17 protein-coding genes are annotated in these 17,314 nt (G+C 51.9%); 13 read left to right on the top strand and 4 right to left on the bottom strand.

Annotated features, from left to right (window positions below; translation table 11 throughout):
• Positions 1-3 precede the first annotated feature (3 nt).
• The 6 genes from dppC (at position 4) to D9597_RS14145 (ending at position 4,760) form a co-directional block, all read left to right on the top strand.
• The gene (gene dppC / locus D9597_RS14170) at positions 4-906 is read left to right on the top strand and encodes a dipeptide ABC transporter permease DppC (protein ID WP_000084683.1); all 903 of its coding nucleotides are present in this window, start codon (positions 4-6) and stop codon (positions 904-906) included.
• Positions 907-916: 10 nt separating this feature from the next.
• Entirely contained in the window at positions 917-1,900 is a 984-nt protein-coding gene (gene dppD / locus D9597_RS14165; RefSeq protein ID WP_130222993.1) for a dipeptide ABC transporter ATP-binding protein, read from the top strand.
• Positions 1,897-2,910: a dipeptide ABC transporter ATP-binding subunit DppF gene (gene dppF / locus D9597_RS14160; RefSeq protein WP_130222991.1), complete on the top strand. Its 1,014-nt coding sequence runs from the start codon at positions 1,897-1,899 to the stop codon at positions 2,908-2,910. Before dppD ends, dppF begins: the two co-directional genes overlap by 4 nt.
• A gap of 223 nt (positions 2,911-3,133) precedes the next feature.
• Entirely contained in the window at positions 3,134-3,457 is a 324-nt protein-coding gene (locus tag D9597_RS14155; protein ID WP_130222989.1) for a helix-turn-helix transcriptional regulator, read from the top strand.
• Positions 3,442-3,753 carry a HipA N-terminal domain-containing protein gene (locus D9597_RS14150; RefSeq protein ID WP_130222987.1) on the top strand — a complete coding sequence of 104 codons (312 nt, stop codon included), beginning with the start codon at positions 3,442-3,444 and terminating at the stop codon, positions 3,751-3,753. The genes D9597_RS14155 and D9597_RS14150 overlap by 16 nt, the downstream gene beginning before the upstream one ends.
• A complete protein-coding gene (locus D9597_RS14145; RefSeq protein WP_130222985.1) occupies positions 3,753-4,760 on the top strand; it encodes a HipA domain-containing protein in 1,008 nt (335 codons plus the stop codon). Before D9597_RS14150 ends, D9597_RS14145 begins: the two co-directional genes overlap by 1 nt.
• Positions 4,761-4,776: 16 nt before the next feature.
• Here the strand turns inward: D9597_RS14145 and D9597_RS14140 are convergent, their stop codons facing one another.
• Positions 4,777-6,048: an amino acid permease gene (locus D9597_RS14140; RefSeq protein WP_130222983.1), complete on the bottom strand. Its 1,272-nt coding sequence runs from the start codon at positions 6,046-6,048 to the stop codon at positions 4,777-4,779.
• A gap of 475 nt (positions 6,049-6,523) precedes the next feature.
• Between D9597_RS14140 and D9597_RS14130 the strand changes: the two genes are divergently transcribed.
• The 3 genes from D9597_RS14130 to D9597_RS14115 all read left to right on the top strand — a co-directional run bounded on the left by D9597_RS14130 (position 6,524) and on the right by D9597_RS14115 (position 7,596).
• Positions 6,524-6,631: a type I toxin-antitoxin system toxin Ldr family protein gene (locus tag D9597_RS14130; RefSeq protein ID WP_074399497.1), complete on the top strand. Its 108-nt coding sequence runs from the start codon at positions 6,524-6,526 to the stop codon at positions 6,629-6,631.
• A 374-nt stretch (positions 6,632-7,005) separates the two neighbouring features.
• Complete coding sequence (locus D9597_RS14125; protein WP_074399497.1) at positions 7,006-7,113, top strand: type I toxin-antitoxin system toxin Ldr family protein; 108 nt, start codon at positions 7,006-7,008, stop codon at positions 7,111-7,113.
• A 375-nt stretch (positions 7,114-7,488) separates the two neighbouring features.
• Entirely contained in the window at positions 7,489-7,596 is a 108-nt protein-coding gene (locus D9597_RS14115; protein WP_074399497.1) for a type I toxin-antitoxin system toxin Ldr family protein, read from the top strand.
• An 85-nt stretch (positions 7,597-7,681) separates the two neighbouring features.
• Here D9597_RS14115 and bcsG read toward each other — a convergent pair whose 3' ends face one another.
• Genes bcsG through bcsE form a run of 3 tightly spaced genes read right to left on the bottom strand, consistent with a single transcriptional unit; the run spans position 7,682 to position 11,117 of the window.
• Positions 7,682-9,361, bottom strand: coding sequence for a cellulose biosynthesis protein BcsG (bcsG, locus tag D9597_RS14110; RefSeq protein WP_130222979.1), 1,680 nt, complete (start codon positions 9,359-9,361; stop codon positions 7,682-7,684).
• Complete coding sequence (bcsF, locus tag D9597_RS14105; protein WP_130216286.1) at positions 9,358-9,549, bottom strand: cellulose biosynthesis protein BcsF; 192 nt, start codon at positions 9,547-9,549, stop codon at positions 9,358-9,360. The genes bcsG and bcsF overlap by 4 nt, the downstream gene beginning before the upstream one ends.
• A complete protein-coding gene (gene bcsE / locus D9597_RS14100) occupies positions 9,546-11,117 on the bottom strand; it encodes a cellulose biosynthesis c-di-GMP-binding protein BcsE (protein WP_130210104.1) in 1,572 nt (523 codons plus the stop codon). Before bcsE ends, bcsF begins: the two co-directional genes overlap by 4 nt.
• Before the next feature lie 273 nt (positions 11,118-11,390).
• Here bcsE and bcsR point away from each other — a divergent pair, with 273 nt between their 5' ends.
• The 4 genes from bcsR to bcsB are packed head-to-tail and all read left to right on the top strand — an operon-like array spanning position 11,391 to position 17,308.
• Positions 11,391-11,579, top strand: coding sequence for a cellulose biosynthesis protein BcsR (gene bcsR, locus D9597_RS14095; protein ID WP_064527810.1), 189 nt, complete (start codon positions 11,391-11,393; stop codon positions 11,577-11,579).
• 11 nt (positions 11,580-11,590) lie between these two features.
• Positions 11,591-12,343, top strand: a complete 753-nt coding sequence (gene bcsQ / locus D9597_RS14090; protein ID WP_130222977.1) for a cellulose biosynthesis protein BcsQ — start codon at positions 11,591-11,593, stop codon at positions 12,341-12,343.
• Positions 12,340-14,958, top strand: a complete 2,619-nt coding sequence (gene bcsA, locus D9597_RS14085) for a UDP-forming cellulose synthase catalytic subunit (RefSeq protein WP_130210108.1) — start codon at positions 12,340-12,342, stop codon at positions 14,956-14,958. The genes bcsQ and bcsA overlap by 4 nt, the downstream gene beginning before the upstream one ends.
• A 10-nt stretch (positions 14,959-14,968) precedes the next feature.
• A complete protein-coding gene (bcsB, locus tag D9597_RS14080; RefSeq protein ID WP_130222975.1) occupies positions 14,969-17,308 on the top strand; it encodes a cellulose biosynthesis cyclic di-GMP-binding regulatory protein BcsB in 2,340 nt (779 codons plus the stop codon).
• Positions 17,309-17,314 lie beyond the last annotated feature (6 nt).

Raw genomic sequence — 17,314 nt, 5'->3', positions numbered from 1 at the left:
GTCATGTCACAGGTTACTGAAAATAAAGTGATTACTGCACCGGTGCCGATGACCCCGTTACAGGAGTTCTGGCACTATTTTAAACGCAACAAAGGCGCGGTTGTCGGGCTGGTTTACGTCGTCATCGTGCTGTTTATCGCGATCTTTGCCAACTGGATTGCGCCGTATAACCCGGCAGAACAGTTCCGCGATGCGCTGCTCGCCCCGCCAGCCTGGCAGGAAGGCGGCAGCATGGCGCACTTGCTCGGTACAGATGACGTCGGTCGTGACGTTATGTCGCGCCTGATGTACGGCGCGCGCTTGTCGCTACTGGTCGGCTGTCTGGTGGTGGTGTTGTCGCTGATTATGGGCGTTATTCTCGGCCTGATCGCCGGTTACTTCGGCGGCCTGGTCGATAACATCATCATGCGTGTGGTCGATATCATGCTGGCGCTGCCAAGTCTGCTGCTGGCGTTGGTGCTGGTGGCGATTTTCGGCCCGTCGATTGGTAACGCCGCGCTGGCGCTAACCTTCGTTGCACTACCGCACTATGTGCGCTTAACTCGCGCCGCCGTGCTGGTGGAGGTGAATCGCGATTACGTCACCGCGTCTCGCGTGGCAGGTGCCGGGGCGCTGCGCCAGATGTTTATCAATATTCTTCCCAACTGCCTTGCACCGCTGATTGTTCAGGCGTCTCTCGGTTTCTCTAACGCCATTCTCGATATGGCTGCTCTTGGTTTCCTCGGCATGGGGGCGCAGCCGCCAACACCGGAGTGGGGCACCATGCTCTCCGATGTGTTGCAGTTCGCGCAAAGCGCCTGGTGGGTCGTGACCTTCCCGGGTCTGGCGATCCTGCTGACGGTGCTGGCATTTAACCTGATGGGTGACGGTCTGCGTGACGCGCTCGATCCCAAACTGAAGCAGTAAGAGGTTCGAGATGGCGTTATTAAATATAGATAAATTATCGGTGCATTTCGGCGACGAAAGCGCACCGTTCCGCGCCGTAGACCGCATCAGCTACAGCGTAAAACAGGGCGAAGTGGTCGGGATTGTGGGTGAGTCTGGCTCCGGTAAGTCGGTCAGTTCACTGGCGATTATGGGGCTAATTGATTATCCGGGCCGCGTAATGGCGGAAAAGCTGGAGTTTAACGGCCAGGATTTGCAGCGTATCTCAGAAAAAGAGCGCCGCAACCTGGTGGGTGCCGAAGTGGCGATGATCTTCCAGGACCCGATGACCAGCCTTAACCCGTGCTACACCGTGGGTTTCCAGATTATGGAAGCGATTAAGGTGCATCAGGGCGGCAACAAAAGTACCCGCCGTCAGCGGGCGATTGACCTGCTGAATCTGGTCGGTATTCCCGATCCGGCATCGCGTCTGGATGTTTACCCGCATCAGCTTTCCGGCGGCATGAGCCAGCGCGTGATGATCGCCATGGCGATTGCCTGTCGGCCAAAATTGCTGATTGCCGATGAACCGACTACCGCGCTGGACGTGACCATTCAGGCGCAAATCATCGAACTACTGCTGGAATTGCAGCAGAAAGAGAACATGGCGCTGGTGTTAATTACCCATGATCTGGCGCTGGTGGCGGAAGCGGCGCATAAAATCATCGTCATGTATGCGGGTCAGGTGGTGGAAACGGGCGATGCCCGCGCCATCTTCCATGCGCCGCGTCATCCCTATACTCAGGCATTGCTACGCGCGCTGCCGGAATTTGCTCAGGACAAAGAACGTCTGGCGTCGTTACCTGGCGTCGTTCCCGGCAAGTACGACCGCCCGAACGGCTGCCTGCTTAACCCGCGCTGCCCCTATGCCACTGACAGATGCCGCGCTGAAGAACCGGCGCTGAACATGCTCGCTGACGGGCGTCAGTCCAAATGCCACTACCCACTTGATGATGCCGGGAGGCCGACACTATGAGTACGCAAGAGGCCACCTCGCAACAACCGCTGTTGCAGGCTATCGACCTGAAAAAACATTACCCGGTGAAGAAAGGCATGTTCGCGCCGGAGCGTCTGGTTAAAGCGCTGGACGGCGTTTCGTTTAACCTTGAACGTGGCAAAACGCTGGCGGTAGTTGGCGAATCTGGCTGTGGTAAATCGACCCTCGGTCGGTTGCTGACGATGATTGAAACACCTACCGGCGGTGAACTGTATTACCAGGGGCAGGATCTGCTCAAGCACGATCCGCAGGCGCAGAAGCTGCGTCGGCAGAAAATCCAGATCGTCTTCCAGAATCCCTATGGTTCGCTGAATCCGCGTAAAAAAGTCGGGCAAATTCTTGAAGAGCCGCTGCTGATTAATACCAGCTTAAGCAAAGAACAGCGTCGGGAAAAAGCCTTGTCGATGATGGCAAAAGTTGGCCTGAAAACCGAGCATTACGACCGCTATCCGCATATGTTCTCCGGCGGTCAGCGTCAGCGTATCGCCATTGCCCGTGGTCTGATGCTCGACCCGAATGTGGTGATTGCCGATGAACCGGTTTCTGCGCTGGACGTCTCGGTGCGTGCGCAGGTGCTCAACCTGATGATGGATTTGCAGCAGGAGTTGGGGCTGTCTTATGTCTTCATCTCGCATGACCTGTCGGTGGTGGAGCACATTGCTGATGAAGTGATGGTGATGTACCTGGGCCGCTGCGTGGAGAAGGGAACGAAGGACCAAATCTTTAATAACCCACGTCATCCGTACACTCAGGCGCTGCTCTCCGCTACACCACGCCTGAACCCGGACGATCGCCGCGAGCGTATCAAGCTCACCGGTGAACTGCCAAGCCCGCTGAATCCACCGCCGGGCTGCGCCTTCAACGCCCGCTGTCGTCGACGCTTCGGCCCCTGCACCCAGTTGCAGCCACAGCTAAAAGACTACGGCGGTCAACTGGTTGCCTGCTTTGCTGTTGATCAGGATGAAAATCCGCAGAAGCCAGCTGTATAACCCACCCGATGAGACCGGTTTTCATGCTGGTCTCATGTCAAATATGACCCTCTTGTGCTTTAACTATCACTTATAGATCTTTTTTGACCATTTTTGTTGCCAATGGATTATATATGAGCTAAATTATAATCATTAATAAAAAATGGTTCATTTATGATGCTTAACGAATTCCTTTAACCATAAATGATCTTTTTTTGTCTTTTATCAATTGAAAGGTTCTTTAATGATCTACACGGGGTCACAGAATCTGGCTCAAGAGTTGAAAGCGATCGGCGACCAGCTCCAGGAGTTGCAGAAGAAACTTATCCAGGGGCCGAATATTAGTCAACCACGCCCCCTCCGGACCATTGAGACTCCCCGTCATTTGGGGGAAAAACTGAACGCACGGCGCAAAGAATTGGGCATTGATTTATACACCCTTGAACTACAAACGGGGATCTCAACGTCCACGTTAAAGCGACTTTTTAAGGATCCTGAACAGGTTAAATTCGGCAGTGTGTTTGCGGTGGCGAACGTTCTTGGAGTGAAACTATGCATCGACGAGTGAAAGTGTTGCTCTATGGTCAGGTAGTGGGTGAACTCTCTCAGAACGACAGTGGTTTTTTGTTCCAGTACGCCCCAGATTACTACGGACTGGCAATCTCAATCAGTCTGCCCGTCGCACAGCGTCAGTTTCCCAGTGAGACGTTGCATCCTTATTTTGCCTCACTGGCGCCAGAAGGATGGCTGCGTCAACGCTACAGCCAGATACAGCATCGTGACGAAAACGATCCACTGGGAATGCTTATTGATAACGGCAAGAATCTGCTGGGGGCAATCCAGATTTTACCTTGGGAGGAATAATGGCGAATTGTCGCATTCTGTTAACGCCGCTGAATGAACGTGACGAACAGCGCGGATATTCGACACAGGGGTTGAAGCGCCTGAGTGGCACTGCAAAATTGAATCCTCGGCTGGGGTTTACGCGAACTCAGTTTGTGCAGGAACTTCCGCGTCAACAAAAAGGGATGAGTATTTCCGGTTACCAGCCCAAATTGCAATTAGTGCTGGATGAAGGAGAGTTCCGCGTCGTAGATCATCAGGGAAATTTTATCCTTAAGCCCTCTCCAGCCGACTTTCCCGGTTTGGCCGAAAATGAACACGCAACAATGACATTGATGTCTCGTTTGGGATTTGACGTACCTGTGCATGGCCTGCTGAGTTTTGCACCACAATCAGAGGAGGAGCTTGAATACGCGTTTGTTATCCGGCGCTATGACCGGGATGACAAGGGGCAGCCAGTGCATCAGGAGCAACTTGATGGCGCGATGCAGATTACAGATAAATATGGCAAAACGGGAAATGATAACGAGCAATACGTCAGCTATGAAACGCTGGCCCGATTTTTAATTGCCCATGTTAACGACAACATCGCATTTAAAATCGATCTCTTTCGTCGCATTGTTTACGCCTGGTTGCTGGGTAATAACGACATGCATTTACGAAACTTTGGCTTAGTGTACTCCGATGGTTTGACGCCAGCGTTAGCGCCGGTGTATGACTTTGTTTCTGTCGCTCCCTATCCGGAATATTTTCACTCAAACTATCTGGCGCTGCCGTTATTGATGCGAGAAGAAGGCGGTCGGGAACTGGCTCCTGGATTTGACAGTGGTTATGGCGAGTATATCGGGCAGGACTTTTTGCTGTTGGGTGAATCGATGGGATTAGCGCCCAGATTGCTGGAAAAAATCTTTCAGGATATACGTAAAGAAAATACCATTGTTATGGAAACGTATGAACAGTCCTTTATGACTCAGGAGCATATCCAGGCTGTACTGAAATGCTATCGACATCGTCTGGGGCTGCTGTGAGCAGCCCCCGTTACTTTTACTCAATCAGCTTCAACAGCGGCGAAAAGCACAGCAAAATGCCATAAAACAGGATAAGCCATGTTTTTAGCCCGCGTAGTTTTTTCAGTTGTGAAACTTTAGAGATCAGGAAAAACGGAATCAGGCACGACACAATGCCATATAACGGGCTTCCTAACTGAAAGAACACCAGCACCGATACACGAAACGAAACCCAAATCGTCAACGTAATGACGATAAAAGCGCAAATTGCCAGAGTCAGCATACGCGAGTTAATTTTCTGGGTATCAATAATTCGGCTTAACAGATTGAGAATAATGCCTTTAATGGCCTCGTGGAAACCGAGGTAAATGCCAAAGAATGCGGTCAGTACGGCAAAGATATTCAGCACCGTAGAGGTGATATGAATGATATGCCCGGGGATCACCTGCGCGGCTAGTGCCAGTGCCGAGATATTTTGTTCAAAGGCAGAAACGGCTTCTTCGTGGCTAATTGAGAAGGTAAACGAAAAGGCAAAAAACAGGATCACCGCGATGAGCGTGATATAGCTAATCCGGTGGGTACGCAGCGCGAGCCGAGTTGCCAGTACTTTATCTGTTTCCCGTTGACGATAGGCAATATTCATCGGGTTAAGCACCTGAATAAATACCGCAGAGAAGAAACAAAATGGAATGGTGAGCAGGACGTCGCGGAAAAATACGGAGGCTTGTGGGAAGGCGGTTATATTGGCGAAATTCCAGTGCGGGATCATCGCAAAACCGAACACGACAATAATGCCGACTTTGACCACCACCATTGGCCCGGAGATCTTAAACAGCAACCTTTCACCACCAGATGCAATCGCAACCAGTACGGCGAAAATAGCGACTTTATAAAGTAGAGATTGTGAAAGATCGGCATCAGTTAAACCGAAGGTTTTCAGGTATGAGGCGCTGTCGAAAACCACGGAGAGAGAGTAGATAAAAATCCCGTGGATAATCATCAAAAAGTAGATAACCCCGAGGAAAATTCCCCAGTTTTTGCCCAGGTAATGACTGATAATATCTGTATAGTCATTACAGGAATCACTTTCTGAAAGTGTCTTTAAATAAATGTCCTGCACTATCCAGGTTGCCGGATAAGCAATGATTGCAGCGGTAATAAATACCCAAATCCCCTTCAGGCCAATTTGTACCGGCATCAGCACGGTTCCGGCACCAATCGCCATTCCTATACATAATAAAACCCAGCCGAAGTCGTAGCGCGTAAACGGCAATTTGTGATCGTGTAATGGTTGTGTGTTGTGCTGCATAAAGTCCTGTCCAGAAAGAAGTCAGCCTCGTAAAAATGAATAACCCCAGCTTCTCTTGCGCAACTGGTAGAGAAGTTGAATACGCAGTGTGTAACGAATGAGACAACAGATTCACTGGGGAGATTGCGAGGAGGCGCAATTCTACAAAATTGCGCATTTCACTACCAGTCTGGAGTCAGCTCGGATATGAACTGCAACTATTGTAAACAAAGAAATTAAGCTGGAAGGCATCACGCAGTGAGGAAAATTGCCAGATGCTGACGGTAAAACGCAATCGTAGAATCAGCGGCAAGCCGGAAGGATTCCGGTGAGGCGCAATGTTGCGGGGGCTTTATCCCCGGCGGCATTGGTTGCTGGAAAGAGAAAACCCCCGCACGTTGCAGGTCTGCACCTGGCAACATCACGGGGGCCATTCTTGATAGTAGACAACTCAAGGATAGCCGCGAAACGTTGTCATTACAACAGAGGCGGCTATATGACGCTCGCAGAGTTGAGCATGGCCTTCTGGCACGATTTAGCGGCTCCGGTCATTGCTGGCATTCTTGCCAGCCTGATCGTGAGCTGGCTGAATAAGCGGAAGTAACGTGTCATGCGGGCGTCAGGCTGCCGTAATGGCAATTTGCGCCCGGACCAGGCCGCAGGGGTGAAACTCTGCGGCCTTTTTCGTAAGAAAAATGTAACGGTTGCAAGCGGATAATATTCTGCGGAATGCGCAGCACAGAGTGAAGAAGTGACGGATTTCGAAGCAGAAAAACAGCTGTAGAATCAGCCGCAAGCCGGAAGATTCCGGTGAGGCGCAATGTTGCGGGGGCTTTATCCCTGGTGGCATTGGTTGCTGGAGAGAGAAAACCCCCGCACGTTGCAGGTATGCACCTGACAACATCACGGGGGCCATTCTTGCATCTAGACCATTCAAGAATAGCCGCGAAACGTTGTCATTACAACAGAGGCGGCTATATGACGCTCGCAGAGTTGAGCATGGCCTTCTGGCACGATTTAGCGGCTCCGGTCATTGCTGGCATTCTTGCCAGCCTGATCGTGAGCTGGCTGAACAAACGGAAGTAACGTGTCATGCGGGCGTCAGGCTGCCGTAATGGCAATTTGCGCCCGGACCAGGCCGCAGGGGGGAAACTCTGCGGCCTTTTTCGTAAGAATAATGCAACGGTTGCAAGTGGATAATATTCTGCGGAATGCGCAGCACAGAGTGAAGAAGTGATGGATTTCGAAGCACAAAAATGGTCGTAGAATCAGCGGCAAGCCGGAAGGATTCCGGTGAGGCGCAATGTTGCGGGGGCTTTATCCCTGGTGGCATTGGTTGCTGGAGAGAGAAAACCCCCGCACGCTGCAGGTATGCACCTGACAACATCACGGGGGCCATTCTTGAAACTAGACGACTCAAGGATAGCCGCGAAACGTTGTCATTACAACAGAGGCGGCTATATGACGCTCGCAGAGTTGAGCATGGCCTTCTGGCATGATTTAGCGGCTCCGGTCATTGCTGGCATTCTTGCCAGCCTGATTGTGAGCTGGCTGAATAAGCGGAAGTAATATGTCATGCGGGCGTCAGGCTGCCGTAATGGCAATTTGCGCCCGGACCAGGCCGCAGGGGGAAACTCTGCGGCCTTTTTCGTAATTACTGCGGATAAGGCACCCAGTCGCCACCGTTCAGGCGAACATACGGTTTATTTTGATATTGAATGACCACCGCATTCGAGTTCTCGGAAACAGGCGCAGTCTGTGGTAATCCACTAGTGAGTTTTTTCCAGTCAACATTGTCTTCGGTGAAAATCTTGCCATCGAGAACGCGAACCACCAGATCAGAGATTGCCAGGAAGCTGCTTGGTTGGTCGATGACAATTGGCGCGCCCTGATGTGGTGTTTTCATGCCGAAGAATTTCACGCCAACCGGTACATTAGTGATTGCCGGGCTGGGGATATCACGCAAACCAGAAACTTGCATTCTGTCACCTTTCAACGCGCCACCGTGTTCCGGTACTACGACGACCATCACTTTACGACCCGATTTCTCCAGCTCAGTAAAGAAGGCGTCCAGTTCATCAAAGAACTTCTGCGCTCGCGCTTTGTAATCCGCTGTTTTGCTGACGCCCGGATAATGGTTGCCGTCATGCAGTGGAAGCGTGTTGTAGAACGTGGCGCTACGGCTGTTTTTATCTTTTTCGGTAACGTCCAGCCAGCGGTTAAGCACGGCAGTATCGTCATAAACTGGCGAACCATCAAAGCCCAGTAAAATAACCGGCAGATTTGTTTGATCCATCAATTCGGTTTGCATACCGCCGTTTTCGCGAACTTCTTTCAGAAAGCCGCCAAACTGGCCGTTATGTCCCATCATCAGGTGCTGGGTAAAGCCCAGTTTTGACAAGTTATCGAACAGATAGCAGTCATTATTTGCTGGTTGATACAGATTGGTGTGCGATGGCTGACCGCAACTGGCGCGCAGCAAACGAATCGCCGCCGGACCGCTGTATGAGGTTGCAGAGTTGAAATTCTTGAACTCAATATCAAAATGCGACCACAACGGATGTGACATTAATCCGGCAGCTTCAATATCAGACCATGAAAGCGAACAGATATTAATCACCAGAAGCTCAAATGGCTGCGCATCCGCTGGCAGCGCGGATGGGAAGGTCGATTTACGTTTCGCCTCGGCGTTATAGAAATTATTCAGCCAGGCATTGAGGTTTGCGGTTGTCGGTGGTGCAGTTTGCGCTGGCATATCTCCAACTACTGGCGTGCCGCCGGTTGCCGCGACTGTTGCCGCAGCGTTACCGCCCGTCGTTGTTACCGTGGTGGTCGGTTGACCGGCTGGCCACAGGGAGAAACTTGGACCAGCCAGCGTAAGTACGTTCAGCCATACCAGAATGGCGACCACAAAAACGGTGATGCGAATCCATTGCGACAAGAATAACCAGGCCACTAACAAAACAAAGACAGCACCAATCATCTGCCAGTTAATAAAGCGCGTGACCAGATCGATTAAATAATCGGGACTAAAGCCTGCCACTTGTGACCCCTGGCTCATAATACTTTCCGGGCCAGGTAGCCAGGTATCATGCCAGAAGAGGGCAAAGCCGATTGGCAGGGCGATCCAGTGGCGCAGGCGATGCAGGCTGTAGCGCGGAATCGGCATTAGCAAGAATGCGGCAAATACCAGATTGAGTAGTGGATGGAAGTTAAGGTAGCCCGCCCACAACAGGCCGAACTTAACCAGAAAATAAAAGTTCCAGCCAGAAAGGCCGCGCCAGTATTGCCAGAGGGAAGAAGGCATAGCGGTATTTTGGGTAAATTGAGTCATTTTTTGGTAGCCCTGGCTTTTTCTGCACGGCGTAACGTACCGGCCGGTTTTACATAACGAGGTTTCGCAAACAACAAACGCAGGGTGTCACGAATGCGCCGTAGGGAATGGCGCGCCAGATAGCCCAGCGGGAAAAAAACAAGCGCACAAACGACAATGATTTCAATGATATCGCTGATGGTCATCATGATGAATGCTCCACAGGATCACTCAACAGTCGCAGCGGTTCCGGTATTCGTCGCCAGTTACGCCCATCATGCTCGGCATTGATTACCGGCATGGAGGCCTGAGTTAAAGGCAGTGGCACCCCCCATTGTTCCGGGGCAAGTAAACGCATTTGCACCAGTTCAGCGCTGATTTGGTCATCTTCAAACCAGACCATGCGGTTAGAGAAAATGTCGCCAGTAGGTAACGGGAAAATGTGATTCAACGCAGTATCCAGATCGTTAATCCGACAGAAAGAGAGAAATAACACCAGCCGATTGCCACCAACGGTCATAATGTCGCCAGTTCGGTTGGGACGGCACAGCGTCAGGGCTTGCTCAACGCGGATGCCCGGTACTGGGCGTAAAGCGACCAGCACGCCTTTGCCATGCGCAGGCAACAACGTGTTATTCATCATATTGTTGACCGCCTCACAGAACACATCCCATTTTTGGAAACCGCGTAGTTTCAGCGGCTGGGTCATGGATAGCAGGGTAGTGATATCTTCCGGAACATAGCGGCTGAACTTCTGCCCTTGCACGCTTTCAATCATCGTCAGACAACGGGAGAGCGGGGCGTTCCAGGGAATAACCATGTTAGCGCCACAGGCCAGTAACAGGCGTTCATCGGTGGCACGCAGGCTGGCGGTATTTTCCCGCACGAGGATCTTCATCGCACTACCACGCTGGCGACGCAGGGTATGAATGCTGCGGGCCAGTGGTTCAATTTGCCCATTTTGTTGTAAAGAGAAAACGACGGTTGCAGCCTGTGCAGTCCGGGCTTCATTGAACAGAGTTTCGTTGTTGTCGAACAGTTGCCAGTGTTCTGATAACGGGGGGGCGCCTTCCAGCACAGCAATATTGCTAAGAATGCGTTTTTCATCGCTGCGTGGTTGGATCTCCGCTTCTTCACGCTGAACTAACGTCCAGATACCCTCTTGCTGCTGAACGATGAGTTGCTGACGGGCGCTAACCCCTTTTTCGTTGCACCAGAAGGCGATATCCAGCAGATGTTGATCGCCCTGAAAACGCAAACTGGCGAGGCCAAAAAGAGAACGGTACTCTTCCAGCAACAATGAAAATTGTTTATCGTTATTATTTCCTGGATTAATTACCAGCAGTGAACAATGGTATAATCGGCTCCACTTGTTCATTTTATCCAGCCATGAACGAAGCCGCTCAGTTGGAATGTTTTGCCATGCATTATTGGCACAAACAAGAATGAAAAGATAATTTTCGGGATCAATAGAACATTGTAAATCACGGGGCAAATAGTATAGCCCCTTTTCATGATTTAGCATTGAAAATAATTTTATTTTTTCCGGTCCGTGAGAATCATCTAATTTGAAGGTTTTTTCGGGATCGTTATCCATGCTAATGACCGCGACTTTCGCGGTTTCAGCTTGAGAAGCCATCGTTTGATTCACAAGGCTGATAGCATCTTCTTGACGATCGACGTTAAACCACCAGACGCCGCCTGCTGGCATATGCCGCAACTCATCCCACAAAGATGAGATACCGATAGAGAATACAGGGTCCACAACGTCCCTCAAGTCACCATTTTGTCTGATTATCAGTTTACTAGCGAAAGCTAAGAAATAAACCTACCATTGAAATTAAAACTTATCAGATTTAGCATGTGAATCAATTTAGCAGGCTGGAAGCCTTATGATATCAGTCTTTTCGTTTTTTACTTTCGTTAGTTGCGTACATGAAAGTTAAAAAATGAACGGATTACGTATTGCCGTCTGGCATTATACGGGCAAAATTCTGTCGATTAGAATTGACTGATGCGTGGCGGGTATATTTTATCGAGATTAAGCATAATGAATAACAACGAACAGGATACTCTGCCTGATCCCGCGATAGGCTATATCTTTCAGAATGATATTTTGGCGTTAAAGCAGGCGTTTTCACTGCCTGATATCGATTATGCCGATATTTCTCAGCGTGAGCAGTTAGCAGCGGCGTTAAAACGCTGGCCATTGTTGGCTGAGTTTGCGCAACAGAAGTAGGGGAGTAGTGAATGGCCGTACTGGGATTACAGGGGGTGCGGGGAGGGGTGGGTACAACAACCATCACCGCCGCGTTGGCCTGGGCATTGCAAATGTTGGGAGAAAATGTCCTGGTGGTTGATGCCTGCCCGGACAATTTGTTGCGCTTGTCGTTCAACGTTGATTTTACCCATCGTCAGGGCTGGGCCAGAGCCATACTGGATGGTCAGGACTGGCGAGATGCCGGGATGCGCTATACCTCGCAGCTCGATCTGCTGCCTTTTGGTCAGTTAACCATTGAAGAGCAAGAGAATCCCCAGCACTGGCAAACTCAGTTGAGTGCAATTTGCGAAGGCTTGCAGCAGCTGCAGGCCAGTGGGCGTTATCAATGGATTTTGGTCGACTTACCGCGCGACGCCTCGCAGATAACGCATCAAATCCTGAGCCTGTGCGATCACTCGCTGGCAATCGTTAAAGTGGATGCTAACTGCCATATTCGGCTGCATCAGCAAGCACTGCCTGCTGGCGCGCATATATTGATTAATGATTTCCGCATTGGCAGCCAGGTTCAGGAAGATATTTACCAGTTGTGGTTGCAAAGCCAGCGCCGGTTACTGCCAATGTTGATTCATCGCGATGAAGCGATGGCTGAATGCCTGGCGGCGAAACAGCCGTTAGGTGAATACCGCAGTGATGCGCTGGCGGCGGAGGAAGTTCTGACGCTGGCAAACTGGTGCCTGTTGAACTATTCCGGTCTGAAAAAGCCAGTCGGGAGCGCGTCATGAGTATCTTGACCCGGTGGTTGCTTATCCCGCCGGTCAACGCGCGTCTTATCGGGCGTTATCGGGATTATCGTCGTCACGGCGCATCGGCTTTCAGCGCGACGCTTGGCTGTTTTTGGCTAATCCTGGCCTGGGTGTTCATTCCGCTTGAACACCCGCGCTGGCAGCGTATTCGCGCAGAACATAAAAATCTTTACCCACATATCAACGCTTCGCGTCCGCGCCCGTTGGATCCGGTCCGCTATGTCATTCAGACTTGCTGGTTGTTGATCGGCGCTTCACGCAGAGAGACGCCAAAACCACGCTGGCGGGCATTTTCTGGCCTGCAGAATATCCGTGGGCGTTACCATCAATGGATGGACAAACTGCCAGAGCGTGTCAGCCAGAACACGCAACATCTTGATGAGAAAAAAGAACTGGGCCATCTGAGCGCCGGAGCACGGCGTTTTATTCTTGGCGTCATTGTGACTTTCTCGCTGATTCTGGCGCTAATTTGCGTCACTCAGCCTTTTAACCCGTTGTCGCAATTTATCTTCCTGATGTTGCTGTGGGGCGTGGCGCTAATGGTGCGGCGTATGCCAGGGCGCTTCTCGGCGTTGATGTTGATTGTGCTGTCGCTGACTGTCTCGTGTCGCTATATCTGGTGGCGATATACCTCGACGTTGAACTGGGATGATCCGGTCAGCCTGGTATGTGGCTTAATCCTGCTATTTGCGGAAACTTATGCGTGGATTGTGCTGGTGCTCGGCTACTTCCAGGTGGTATGGCCACTGAATCGTCAGCCAGTACCGCTGCCGAAAGACATGTCGCAATGGCCGTCGGTGGATATCTTTGTACCGACCTACAACGAAGATCTCAGCGTGGTGAAAAACACCATTTATGCTTCGCTGGGTATCGACTGGCCGAAAGACAAACTCAACATCTGGATCCTTGATGACGGCGGCAGGGAAGAGTTTCGCCAGTTTGCGCAAAACGTTGGGGTGAAATATATCGCCCGAACGACGCATGAGCATGCGAAAGCAGGCAACATCAACAATGCACTGAAATATGCCAAAGGCGAGTTCGTGTCGATTTTCGACTGCGACCACGTTCCCACACGCTCGTTCCTGCAAATGACCATGGGCTGGTTCCTGAAAGAAAAGCAGTTGGCGATGATGCAGACGCCTCACCACTTCTTCTCACCAGATCCGTTCGAACGCAACCTGGGGCGTTTTCGTAAAACGCCGAACGAAGGCACGCTGTTCTACGGTCTGGTGCAGGACGGCAATGACATGTGGGATGCCACTTTCTTCTGCGGTTCCTGTGCGGTGATTCGTCGTAAGCCGTTGGACGAGATTGGCGGCATCGCGGTCGAAACCGTGACTGAAGATGCGCATACTTCTCTGCGTTTACACCGTCGTGGCTACACTTCCGCTTATATGCGTATTCCCCAAGCGGCGGGGCTGGCGACTGAAAGCCTTTCGGCGCACATTGGGCAGCGTATCCGTTGGGCGCGCGGGATGGTGCAAATCTTCCGTCTTGATAACCCGCTTACCGGTAAAGGGCTGAAATTCGCCCAGCGGCTGTGCTACGTCAACGCTATGTTCCACTTCTTGTCGGGGATTCCACGGCTGATCTTCCTGACCGCGCCGCTGGCGTTCCTGCTGCTGCACGCCTACATCATTTACGCGCCTGCGTTGATGATCGCCCTGTTTGTGCTGCCGCATATGATTCACGCCAGCCTGACCAACTCGAAGATTCAGGGTAAATATCGCCACTCCTTTTGGAGCGAAATCTACGAGACGGTGCTCGCCTGGTATATCGCTCCGCCGACGCTGGTGGCGCTGATTAACCCGCACAAAGGCAAATTTAACGTCACCGCCAAAGGTGGTCTGGTGGAGGAAGAGTACGTCGACTGGGTGATCTCGCGACCGTACATCTTCCTCGTATTACTCAACCTGGTCGGTGTTGCTGTCGGCATCTGGCGTTACTTCTATGGCCCGCCGACCGAAATGCTCACCGTGGTCGTTAGTATGGTTTGGGTGTTCTACAACCTGATTATTCTCGGCGGCGCAGTAGCGGTATCGGTAGAAAGCAAGCAGGTACGTCGTTCACACCGTGTTGAGATGACCATGCCAGCGGCGATTGCCCGGGAAGATGGGCATCTTTTCTCCTGCACCGTTCAGGACTTCTCTGACGGCGGCCTGGGGATCAAGATCAACGGTCAGGCGCAGATTCTGGAAGGACAGAAAGTGAATCTGCTGCTCAAACGCGGTCAGCAAGAGTATGCCTTCCCGACTCAGGTTGCGCGCGTGATGGGTAACGAAGTGGGGCTGCAATTGATGCCGCTCACTACCCAGCAACATATCGATTTTGTGCAGTGTACGTTTGCCCGTGCGGATACATGGGCGCTCTGGCAGGACAGCTACCCGGAAGATAAGCCGCTGGAAAGTCTGCTGGATATTCTGAAGCTCGGCTTCCGTGGCTACCGCCACCTGGCGGAGTTTGCGCCTTCTTCGGTGAAGGGCATTTTCCGTGTGCTGACTTCTCTGGTTTCCTGGGTTGTTTCGTTCATTCCGCGTCGCCCGGAGCGGAGCGAAACGGTACAACCATCGGATCAGGCTTTGGCTCAACAATGATGATAACGCGATGAAAAGAAAACTATTCTGGATTTGTGCAGTGGCTATGGGGATGAGTGCGTTCCCCTCTTTCATGACGCAGGCGACACCGACGACGCAACCACTGATCAATGCTGAGCCAACTGTGCCTGCCCAGGCGGAGCAAAATCCGCGGGTCGGACAGGTGATGCCTGGCGTGCAGGGCGCGGACGCGCCCATCGTGGCGCAGAATGGCCCTTCGCGCGATGTGAAGCTGACCTTTGCGCAAATCGCGCCGCCGCCGGGCAGCATGGTACTGCGTGGCATTAACCCGAACGGCAGCATAGAGTTTGGTATGCGCAGTGATGAAGTGGTGACGAAGGCGATGCTTAACCTTGAATATACGCCGTCGCCATCACTGCTGCCGATACAGTCACAGTTGAAAGTCTATCTGAACGATGAGTTGATGGGCGTGCTGCCAGTGACCAAAGAGCAGTTGGGTAAAAAGACGTTGGCGCAAATGCCGATTAATCCGCTGTTTATCACCGACTTCAACCGCGTGCGGCTGGAGTTTGTTGGTCATTATCAGGATGTCTGTGAAAACCCGGCCAGCACAACGCTCTGGCTGGATGTTGGACGCAGTAGCGGACTGGATCTGACGTATCAATCACTGAATGTGAAAAATGATCTGTCGCACTTCCCGATTCCGTTTTTCGACCCGAGGGATAACCGTGCCAATACGTTGCCGATAGTTTTTGCTGGTGCGCCGGATGTTGGTCTGCAACAGGCTTCGGCGATTGTTGCGTCGTGGTTTGGCTCCCGTTCTGGCTGGCGCGGACAGAACTTCCCGGTACTCTATAATCAGCTTCCGGACCGCAATGCGATTGTCTTTGCGACCAATGACAAGCGACCGGACTTCCTGCGCGATCATCCGGCAGTAAAAGCCCCGGTGATTGAGATGATCAACCATCCGGAGAATCCTTACGTCAAACTGCTGGTGGTGTTTGGTCGTGACGACAAAGACCTGTTGCAGGCAGCGAAAGGTATCGCTCAGGGTAACATTCTGTTCCGTGGTGAAAGCGTGGTAGTGAATGAAGTGAAACCGCTGCTACCGCGTAAACCGTACGATGCGCCAAACTGGGTGCGAACCGATCGTCCGGTCACCTTTGGTGAGCTGAAAACCTATGAAGAACAGTTACAGTCCAGCGGGCTGGAGCCGGCAGCGATTAGCATCTCGCTGAACTTGCCGCCAGATCTCTACCTGATGCGCAGCACCGGTATCGATATGGATATCAACTATCGCTACACCATGCCGCCGGTGAAAGACAGCTCGCGGATGGATATCAGCCTGAACAACCAGTTCCTGCAATCTTTCAACCTGAGCAGTAAACAGGAGGCGAACCGCCTGCTGCTGCGGATCCCGGTGTTGCAAGGTTTGCTGGATGGTAAAACCGATGTCTCCATTCCGGCGCTGAAACTGGGGGCGACCAACCAGCTGCGTTTCGATTTTGAGTATATGAACCCAATGCCGGGCGGTTCGGTGGATAACTGTATTACCTTCCAGCCGGTGCAGAATCACGTCGTGATTGGCGATGACTCAACTATTGATTTCTCAAAGTATTACCACTTCATCCCGATGCCGGATCTGCGCGCGTTTGCTAATGCGGGCTTCCCGTTCAGCCGGATGGCGGATTTGTCGCAAACCATTACCGTGATGCCAAAAACACCAAACGAAGCACAGATGGAAACACTGCTTAATACCGTGGGCTTTATTGGTGCACAGACGGGCTTCCCGGCGATCAACCTGACGGTGACCGATGATGGCAGCGCCATTCAGGGCAAAGATGCCGACATCATGATCATCGGTGGTATCCCGGACAAATTAAAAGATGACAAGCAGATCGATATGCTGGTTCAGGCTACCGAAAGTTGGGTGAAAACGCCGATGCGCCAGACTCCGTTCCCCGGCATTGTGCCAGACGAAAACGACCGCGCAGCAGAAACCCAGTCCACACTGACCTCTTCTGGTGCGATGGCGGCGGTGATTGGCTTCCAGTCACCGTATAACGACCAGCGCAGCGTAATTGCGTTACTGGCGGATAGTCCACGCGGCTATGAAATGCTTAACGATGCGGTGAACGACAGCGGTAAACGCGCCACTATGTTTGGTTCCGTAGCGGTGATTCGCGAGTCCGGTGTTAACAGCCTGCGCGTTGGCGACGTCTATTACGTCGGTCATCTGCCGTGGTTTGAACGTTTATGGTACGCACTGGCGAACCATCCGATTCTGCTGGCGATACTGGCGGCAATCAGCGTGGTGCTGCTGGCCTGGGTACTGTGGCGTCTGCTGCGCATCATCAGCCGTCGTCGTCTTAATCCGGATAATGAGTAATCGATG

The organism is Escherichia sp. E13S3 (assembly GCF_004212325.1).
GTDB lineage: Bacteria > Pseudomonadota > Gammaproteobacteria > Enterobacterales > Enterobacteriaceae > Escherichia.
This window is presented reverse-complemented; position numbering and strand designations above follow the sequence as displayed.

What these genes read in the sequence shown, in the direction of transcription:
- dppC (WP_000084683.1), top strand. Translation starts at nt 4, where the DNA reads ATGTCACAGGTTACTGAAAATAAAGTGATTACTGCACCGGTGCCGATG.
- dppD (WP_130222993.1), top strand. Translation starts at nt 917, where the DNA reads ATGGCGTTATTAAATATAGATAAATTATCGGTGCATTTCGGCGACGAA.
- dppF (WP_130222991.1), top strand. Translation starts at nt 1,897, where the DNA reads ATGAGTACGCAAGAGGCCACCTCGCAACAACCGCTGTTGCAGGCTATC.
- D9597_RS14155 (WP_130222989.1), top strand. Translation starts at nt 3,134, where the DNA reads ATGATCTACACGGGGTCACAGAATCTGGCTCAAGAGTTGAAAGCGATC.
- D9597_RS14150 (WP_130222987.1), top strand. Translation starts at nt 3,442, where the DNA reads ATGCATCGACGAGTGAAAGTGTTGCTCTATGGTCAGGTAGTGGGTGAA.
- D9597_RS14145 (WP_130222985.1), top strand. Translation starts at nt 3,753, where the DNA reads ATGGCGAATTGTCGCATTCTGTTAACGCCGCTGAATGAACGTGACGAA.
- D9597_RS14140 (WP_130222983.1), bottom strand. Translation starts at nt 6,048, where the DNA reads ATGCAGCACAACACACAACCATTACACGATCACAAATTGCCGTTTACG.
- D9597_RS14130 (WP_074399497.1), top strand. Translation starts at nt 6,524, where the DNA reads ATGACGCTCGCAGAGTTGAGCATGGCCTTCTGGCACGATTTAGCGGCT.
- D9597_RS14125 (WP_074399497.1), top strand. Translation starts at nt 7,006, where the DNA reads ATGACGCTCGCAGAGTTGAGCATGGCCTTCTGGCACGATTTAGCGGCT.
- D9597_RS14115 (WP_074399497.1), top strand. Translation starts at nt 7,489, where the DNA reads ATGACGCTCGCAGAGTTGAGCATGGCCTTCTGGCATGATTTAGCGGCT.
- bcsG (WP_130222979.1), bottom strand. Translation starts at nt 9,361, where the DNA reads ATGACTCAATTTACCCAAAATACCGCTATGCCTTCTTCCCTCTGGCAA.
- bcsF (WP_130216286.1), bottom strand. Translation starts at nt 9,549, where the DNA reads ATGATGACCATCAGCGATATCATTGAAATCATTGTCGTTTGTGCGCTT.
- bcsR (WP_064527810.1), top strand. Translation starts at nt 11,391, where the DNA reads ATGAATAACAACGAACAGGATACTCTGCCTGATCCCGCGATAGGCTAT.
- bcsQ (WP_130222977.1), top strand. Translation starts at nt 11,591, where the DNA reads ATGGCCGTACTGGGATTACAGGGGGTGCGGGGAGGGGTGGGTACAACA.
- bcsA (WP_130210108.1), top strand. Translation starts at nt 12,340, where the DNA reads ATGAGTATCTTGACCCGGTGGTTGCTTATCCCGCCGGTCAACGCGCGT.
- bcsB (WP_130222975.1), top strand. Translation starts at nt 14,969, where the DNA reads ATGAAAAGAAAACTATTCTGGATTTGTGCAGTGGCTATGGGGATGAGT.